General features: G+C 34.7%; 6 protein-coding genes. 1 reads left to right on the forward strand and 5 read right to left on the reverse strand.

The features are described from left to right. Positions 1–337 precede the first annotated feature (337 nt). From ACN4EE_RS20980 to ACN4EE_RS20990, 3 genes are all read right to left on the reverse strand, one after another. The gene (locus ACN4EE_RS20980) at positions 338–817 is read right to left on the reverse strand and encodes a pentapeptide repeat-containing protein (protein WP_431708454.1); all 480 of its coding nucleotides are present in this window, start codon (positions 815–817) and stop codon (positions 338–340) included. A gap of 172 nt (positions 818–989) precedes the next feature. Beyond that, positions 990–2,384, reverse strand: a complete 1,395-nt coding sequence (leuC, locus tag ACN4EE_RS20985) for a 3-isopropylmalate dehydratase large subunit (RefSeq protein WP_431708455.1) — start codon at positions 2,382–2,384, stop codon at positions 990–992. A gap of 207 nt (positions 2,385–2,591) precedes the next feature. Next, entirely contained in the window at positions 2,592–5,321 is a 2,730-nt protein-coding gene (locus tag ACN4EE_RS20990) for an RtcB family protein (RefSeq protein ID WP_431708457.1), read from the reverse strand. Positions 5,322–5,418: 97 nt separating this feature from the next. Between ACN4EE_RS20990 and ACN4EE_RS20995 the strand changes: the two genes are divergently transcribed. Further along, positions 5,419–5,589: a hypothetical protein gene (locus ACN4EE_RS20995; protein WP_431708458.1), complete on the forward strand. Its 171-nt coding sequence runs from the start codon at positions 5,419–5,421 to the stop codon at positions 5,587–5,589. A 104-nt stretch (positions 5,590–5,693) separates the two neighbouring features. Here ACN4EE_RS20995 and ACN4EE_RS21000 read toward each other — a convergent pair whose 3' ends face one another. Beyond that, positions 5,694–6,485, reverse strand: a complete 792-nt coding sequence (locus ACN4EE_RS21000) for an aminotransferase class IV (protein WP_431708459.1) — start codon at positions 6,483–6,485, stop codon at positions 5,694–5,696. Between the two features lie 532 nt (positions 6,486–7,017). Next, entirely contained in the window at positions 7,018–8,226 is a 1,209-nt protein-coding gene (gene gltS / locus ACN4EE_RS21005; RefSeq protein ID WP_431708460.1) for a sodium/glutamate symporter, read from the reverse strand. Positions 8,227–8,395 lie beyond the last annotated feature (169 nt).

Raw genomic sequence — 8,395 nt, forward strand, 5'->3', positions numbered from 1 at the left:
ATGTTATACTTGAAAATGGCTTTTAAACTATTGAATTGTCTAGGTTCGTGGTGTTAGACGAGGCGTTTGCCCTCAATCGCACATTTACTAATATAACTTACCTTCTAAATTTTTGCAACTTTTTTGCCCAACTTTTTTTAAAAAGAGATAATTTGATTTGCCTCAATCCTATTAAAGATAAGCCTTTGAAGAAATTTAATTTGTTATCAGTTTAAGGAGGGTTTTGTTGGGTTACGCTATGGCTAACCCAACCTACTCTTTTAATATTTGTGTTTGGCAATATTTCCTATTTCGAGCGAACTATGATCAAAACATTTTTGAAATAGCAACTACTTACCTATTCACAATATAGTGTATCATGAGTATTTCTTAGGGTGGTAGGATTAGTACCAGTAGCGTTTTGACACAAGATTGCTTCTATGTCAGGACGCAAAATGACATCGGTGAAATCAGCCCCTTCGATATTGGCTTTTTCAAATTTGGTATTAGTAGCAAAAGCTCCTTCGAGAATAGCGTTATGAAGATTGGCGTTGGTAAGTCGGGCTGAGTCTAACACTGCATTTCTTAAATCGGCACCTTCAAGATTTGCTGAGTCCATATTAGCACCGAAAAAACTCACTTTTTGTAAGTTAGCATTACTCAAATTACTACTGCGTAAGTTTGCTTTATTAAAGGTTGAACCGCTTAAATTTTGTCCAGAAAAATCTGCTTCAAATAAGTCTCTCTTGGTATAATCAAGGGCTTGAGCATTGGGAATCAAGGTAAGAAACGAGATAATACAAGCTAAAGTCAGAGTAAAGATTTTTGATAAATTCATATTTTACTTGGCTGAGAAATAAAAGGTATTGATGGAGTAGGCAAAAGGGAAAACTTTTTTATAGTTATGGTACTTGTTATTAAATAAAAGCTATTTGATTATATTTAATGATACAAGGGCAAAAGCCCTTAATACGAACGAAAAAATCAAAGATAATTATTGAAGAAATTTCTTACAATTCCCTGACATCGGAGACTTTACCATTAATGGCGGCGGCGACAACCATAGCTGGACTCATTAGTAATGTGCGCCCTTGGGCTGATCCTTGACGACCTTTAAAGTTACGATTAGAGGAGGATGCACTAATTTGATTTCCTTGTAACCTGTCGGGATTCATGGCTAAACACATGGAGCAACCGGGTTCGCGCCATTCAAAACCTGCATTTAAGAAGATTTGGTGTAATCCTTCTGCTTCGGCTTCTTGTTTTACTCTTTCAGAACCGGGTACGACAAAGGCTTTCACATTGTTAGCTACTTTATGCCCTTGGGCTATTTTGGCTGCTTCCCTTAAATCGCTGATTCTGCCATTGGTACAGCTACCGATGAAACAAACATCAATGGGTGTACCTTTAATGGGTTGCCCCGGTTGTAGTTGCATATATTTAAAGGCTTCGATCGCAATTTCTTTGTCGTTTTCTGGTAAGGTTTCAGGAATCGGTAAAGATTCATTAATCCCAATACCTTGCCCTGGAGTAATTCCCCATGTCACAGTAGGTTCAATATCACTGGCATTGAAGGTGACAATATCATCATATTCAGCATCGGCATCACTGCGGATACTTTCCCACCATGTAATGGCTTCTTCCCAATTTTTCGGGGCAAAATCTCTACCTTTGAGATAATCATAGGTAACTTTATCGGGATTAATATAACCACAACGAGCGCCACCTTCGATCGACATATTACAAACAGTCATGCGCTCTTCCATGTTCATCTTTTCAAAGGTTGTACCAGCGTATTCGTAGGCGTAACCTACACCGCCATTTACCCCTAATTTACGGATAATATGAAGAATAACGTCTTTGGCATATACCCCCGTAGGTAATGCTCCATTTACCTCGATTTTACGCACTTTTAGCTTAGTTAGGGACAAGGTTTGAGAGGCTAACACGTCTCTCACCTGAGATGTACCGATCCCAAAGGCGATCGCACCGAACGCCCCATGAGTTGAAGTATGGGAATCACCACAGGCGATCGTCATACCCGGTTGAGTTAAGCCCTGTTCAGGTGCAATTACATGGACAATACCTTGATTACCAGAGTTAGTGTTATAGAATCGGATACCGTTTTCTTTGGTGTTGTTTTCTAAGGCTTGAATCATCTCTTCCGCTAAAGTGTCGGCAAATGGACGAGCTTGATTTTCTGTGGGTACAATGTGATCTACTGTAGCAACGGTTCGATCGGGGAAAAGTACTTTAAGATTACGTTCTCTAATCATAGCAAATGCTTGGGGGCTAGTTACTTCGTGAATCAAATGTAGCCCGATAAATAATTGAGTTTGTCCTGATGGTAAAGTACCAACGGTGTGCAAATCCCAGACTTTGTCAAATAACGTTCCTTTACTCATATTAATTTTATATATAGAATGCTCTCATTTTCTTTATTATCTGTGAGAAATGACTATTTAAGCAATGAGAAATTAGCAATTAAAGATTAAATTAAATGATGATCATTTTTATTGGTGAGGCTATATTTAGTACAATTCATTAGAGCAAAATCCAACAAAATAAAGACTTAGCCACCTTCCCAATAATTATGTGATTGAGATTCTTTATTATCCTTTAACGCAAACCACTTGCTTAAGAGTTGCTACTACTTCAACCAAATCAGTCTGTTGATTCATTACCTCTTCGATCGACTTATAAGCACTCGGAATTTCATCGACAACACCAGAATCCTTACGGCATTCGATACCCTCCGTTTGCATGACTAAATCATGGACATCAAAGCGTTTCTTAGCTTGAGTGCGAGACATCTTACGCCCTGCACCGTGACTACAATTGTGGACTAAAATAGGGGTATAATAATCCGTAAATATGATGTAGTTATGATTATCAGCAACAGTAAAGTTATAGACAGCAATTTCCGATAAAGATTCACTCTTAACCACTCGATTCATGGCGAGAGTAGAATTAAGGGATTCATGGCATAATTTCTCAATATTCAACATTTTGTCGTTTTTGCCATAGTCATTTAATTTAGGGTGATATATTTTACCGCCTGTTAAAGATTTTGCTAAGAGTAATTTATCTCCGTAAAGTCTTTTTGGAGGCTCATTAATTACTAATCTTTGACAAATATCAGCTAGTTTTGTTATCACTAAATTATCTCGAAATTTTATCACATAATTGTTGCGATTATTATAGACTTTATAGGCAATTCCTAAAGATAATAAAGCACAAATAAGAGGATTAAACATCGAAATTTTACCAACACTAATAGAAATTGTATCTCGATTAATACTACCATTACCATCTAAATATCCTGCTAAGAAATATAAAGAGAAGTAAGGATTCGTTAGTAATATTTGCGGTAAATTTTCTCTAATCTTAATTGCTTTTTTGATAAATTTTGCATCAGAAATATTTAATTCACTTAAAGGCTTTTCTTCTGATAAAATTACTCCTAATAAATAATATAAATTAGCGTCACAATCTTCTATACTTAAATTCGATCGGAAACTAATTTGAGAGGGAATTATTACTCCTCCTTGATTGTTGAAAATTTCTTCTATGGGTTGATAGGTAATTTCGCCTTTTTCATAAGTAGCAAAAGGATGATTTGCAGTACAAACAATATTATTATTTAACCGTCTTCTTGTTTGCGAAAAAGAGTATTGATTAACCATCTCAGAGCGACAACTTTGCTCTAAAATTTCTTTTAATTCAAATTTTTGTAATTTTTCGTTATAGCTAACTAATTTAATTGGTGAGTCTGAATTATAAACAGATTCGATCGACATCAAGCCATATTCCGTTAAAATCTGGGTATTTCCAGCAAAACAACTGCAAAAGCTATCATGATTACCCTTACCCTTAACAATAAAGGATTTTGCCCCCATTGAACCCGGTATGATACCATAATCTTCTTCGGTTGCCCTTACCGCACCTTTACGAGTAACATAAACATCCTCCCCAAAATGATGCTCTTTTTCGGCGTAATTATGATGACAATTAACCGTTAGCAAGGGTTTAGTTACTTTACCACCGTTAAGATGTTTCTCCACAATAGCTTTAAAACGACTCATCATCACATCTCGATTAAAACGAGCATAATTCTGCGCCCATTGCAAATCTCGCCAATAAGCCTCAAATTCGGGTGTTCCTGCGATAAAATAGGCTAAATCAGGATCAGGTAGTCTAATATTGGCTAATTTCGCTAATTGTTTCCCTGTTTTGATATGGCATTCTGCTAATTGATTGCCAATATGACGAGAGCCTGAATGTAACATTAACCACACCTGATTTTCTGTATCTAAGCACAATTCAATAAAGTGATTACCCCCCCCTAATGAGCCGAGTTGCTTAATGGCTTTGCTTTCTAGCCTTTGCACCCCTGAATGTAAATCTTTAAAACCTTGCCAACCTTGCCAGTTAGTTATTTTAGTTTCAGCATCTTTGTTTTCGTTAAAACCAACGGGAATATTCGCCTCAATATCTAAACGGATTTTTTTCAATTTCCCTTCTAATTGATTAGCATTAAAGGGCAATTTAATTGCAGACATACCGCAATTATGAACAAAAACCCCTGCTTTTAGAGCAAAATTATGATACTCGGGAACACTTAAACAATAAACATCTTGGGTTTCATTTAAAGGTATAACAGCAACAACTTTATGATTATAGCAGTAGTTATTTTTATGATCGAAACTGACGTATTCATCAAAGTCAAGAGTTTGAGATTGGTTTATCGAATTAGCTTTTTGCCATCTACCTGAATAATTTTGTTGAATTAAAGTATAACCATCTCGATCGAGCTTAGAATAAAAAGGCATTAAAGAAGTATCAGGTAATAAATTTTGAGCTTCTTGATATTCACCATTGCGAGTCATAAATAAGTGATCAGGAGTACATTTAATTTCTTCCCCATTATCAAGAATTACCTTAACTAAAGGTGCTTGATGACGTGTTAATCGGGCTAATGCTTCCGTTGCCACTACTTTACCACTAGGGGTACAAGAATAGACAAAAACAGGACGAGCTTTTTCTGCTAACTCTGCGATAGGATAAGATTTTCCGTCAACCAAAGGAATTAACGTATCTCCAGTAAAACAACCAATGTCAACGCCGACGGCAGCAGGAATTATAGCGTCTTTTGTAGCGATAACTGAGCCAACTAACGCCCCTTTTCCTAAATGTACATCGGGCATCAGGGCAACGTGTTTATAAACAAAGGGTAAAGAAGCCACATTTTTTGCCATGTGAGTTTCTTCAAAACCTAACTCATGATTTGCCCATGATAATACTGGTTTGGTGTTGGAAAAGTTTAATTCTTCGTACGGCATATCAGTTCAAAAATTTGATGATTTTTCTATGATAGTTTATTCTTTTGAAAATGAAGTGCTGTACAATGGAATGTTAAAATTATTGTAAGAAATTATTATGACCACTCATTTTATTACGGCAGAAATCGATTTAACTGAAAATCCTTTGACATTAAAAAAAGACATCGAGGAAAGATTAAATCAAGAAGGTAAACCTTTGCGTTGGGCGATTACTAATGTGGATAAAACTCAACAAAAAGCATACATAGAATCGATCGTAACTAAATAGGAGAGCCAGATTTTTTTATTTGTAGGGATTGAATAATATTCAACCCTCATAAACTTAAGACTGAAGAGCCATTTTACCTCGACTTTGAAAAAAAACCCTGCTATTTAATCGGGAGTAGTTATAATTTTTCTGAGCATTTCTAAACAGGGATGATGGATATTATATTTAATAATTTTTTCACCTATTTTGATAGTATTAAAAGGTAATATTGCCACCACACTATTACTATAAACGATAGAGCTTAATTGTTGGACAAATTCTTCAGACCAAGTATTAATTTCTATAGGAAAATCGGCTTTTTCGAGAATAGTTTTTCGGGCAATACCGGGTAAAATTCCTGTTTCTAAAGAAGGCGTAAACCAAATACCATCTTTATAACCCCATAAATTTCCCGTGCTAGTTTCTAACCAATTATGGTTTAAATCTGTTAAAATTGCTTCATCATAACCTTGTTTTTGTGCCTGTTGTAAGGCTAACCAAGGACTCAAATAATTGCCCGTTTTATGTAAGGGTAAACTTCTTTGTAATTCTGGTTCGATCAAAACGAAACCTTTAACCCCAAAGGCTTGTTTTTCAAGTAAGTTGGCAGGTAATTTTCGCCCAATAATTAACTCTTTGCCATCAGGAAAAAGGGTAATTCTTAATACAGGAAAATGCTCTAATAAAATAGTTGCTTCTGCTTCTATTTGTTGCCAATCAGGCATTTCCCAAGCAAATTTTTCAATACTGGTTTTAAGTCGGTGACGATGACTAGCCCAGTTAGTTAAAGGATGAAAAAGAGAATTATTATACACTCTGAAAGTTGTAAAAATCGTTGCTCCATATAACCAAGTAGAATCATAAATATCTAACTCAATATAGTTACCTTCTTTTAACTGTCGATCGAAATAAAACATCAAAATTTTTTCAATAAAATCTAATACTTATTTATATAAATTTTCTTTCACTTGATGAGCTACAGTAAGAGAAATTAAACGGGAAAATTGATCAGCATTATCAGATTGAGAACTAGTTATAAAAGTCCTATGGGAGTCAGCCATTAAAGAAGCAAAAAAACCAACAATCACATAAATAATTAGACAATTACAAATAAAAATATATTTTCCATTGATTTGTTTTAACATAACCAAAATTGACCATTAACTCTAATACAACTTTAGACTGAGAATATTCTGATAAAGTTTCTCTATTTATTATCAAATCATATCTCACAAATTGAAAATGTTAATATTTTTTTGTAGTTTGTGAACTTATGTTAACAGGTATGGTGGGCATTGCCCACCACGCTATTATTTTAGTCTTAAGAATTACAAGATTTGACTAAATTCGACTTTTTGAGCATACCTAATAAAAATTAAATCAATTCAAATACTCTTTTTATAAATTTTAGTTTAGTTTTTAATGATCCCTGATTAAAATCATCATTTTTCAGGACAATAAATTTAAAAATCTTTGAATGACAAAAGCATTGGCAATATCAATAAAAAACGCTCCCACTAATGGCACAATAATAAACGCTTGAGTAGAAGCTCCAAATTTTTCTGTTACCGCCGTCATATTAGCCATAGCCGTGGGAGTTGCCCCTAAACTCAACCCCAAATAACCAGACGTGATCACCGCCGCATTATAATTTTTACCCATAATAGGAAAAACAATCAAAATACTGTAGATTATACTCATCAAAAACTGAGCTACCAATAAGATTACGATCGAAATTCCAATTTCCGTCAAAGTCCAAAGTTGTAAACTCATTAACGACATTGCTAAAAATAACCCCAAACTCACATCAGAAATTAACGCCAAAGAAGGTGTATCCGTAGGCCAAGGGAATCGTTTAAAAATTAAAGGTATAGTATTAGTAAGAATAATTCCAGCCAATAAACAAGCCACAAAATTCGGTAATCTTAAACCAAGCAACCCCACAAAATAATTAAGTTGTAATCCCAGTCCGATCGTAATACCTAGCACTAATAAAGTATGTAACATAGTATCATAATCAATTTTTATATGTTCCTGTCCTCGTTTAACACTGATAGTCAGATTTTCCTGAGTATTATTAACTTTTAGATTATTTTTCTTAATCAACAATTGAGCGACAGGACCACCTATCAATCCCCCTAAAACTAAGCCAAAAGTCGCACTCGCAATCCCTATTTCTAAAGCATTTTCAATACCATAACTTTCACGAAAAATAGAAGCCCATGCAATCGCTGTACCATGGCCACCACTCAAAGAAACAGAGCCAGAAATCACCCCCACACGTTTATCTAAACCCATAATAGAAGCCACCGCTATCCCCGTTAAATTCTGCACAAACAGATAACTTACCGCAATGCTCAAGAGTATTAATAAAGGTTTACCCCCTTGTAATAATGTTTTTAACTTAGAAGAAAGTCCGATCGTGGTAAAAAAGATAATTAATAACGCATCTCGAATATTTAAACTAAACTCTACTTGAAACTGAAAAATAGTATATAAAATACCAAAAAAAAATGAGGCTAAAACCCCACCAGAAACCGCATCAGGAATATTAAAATTTTGTAAAAACTCTACTTTTTTAGTTAAATACTTACCAAGATACAAGACGAAAATAGCGATAATTATTGTTTGTCTTACATCTAATTGCATAATATTCATCATTTATTTTTTCTTAAATAATCTCTTTTTCCTACCTTAACGGATGATTTTATATCAAGTTCGGATAATCGGTAAATTTAATTTGTAGGTTAGGTTAGTGATAGCATAACCCAACAAAATATTCATAACAAAAGCACCCTATCAACTAGAGTGCCTTTGTGATTATGAA

This window comes from Geminocystis sp. CENA526 (genome assembly GCF_050753365.1).
Taxonomy (GTDB): domain Bacteria; phylum Cyanobacteriota; class Cyanobacteriia; order Cyanobacteriales; family Cyanobacteriaceae; genus Geminocystis.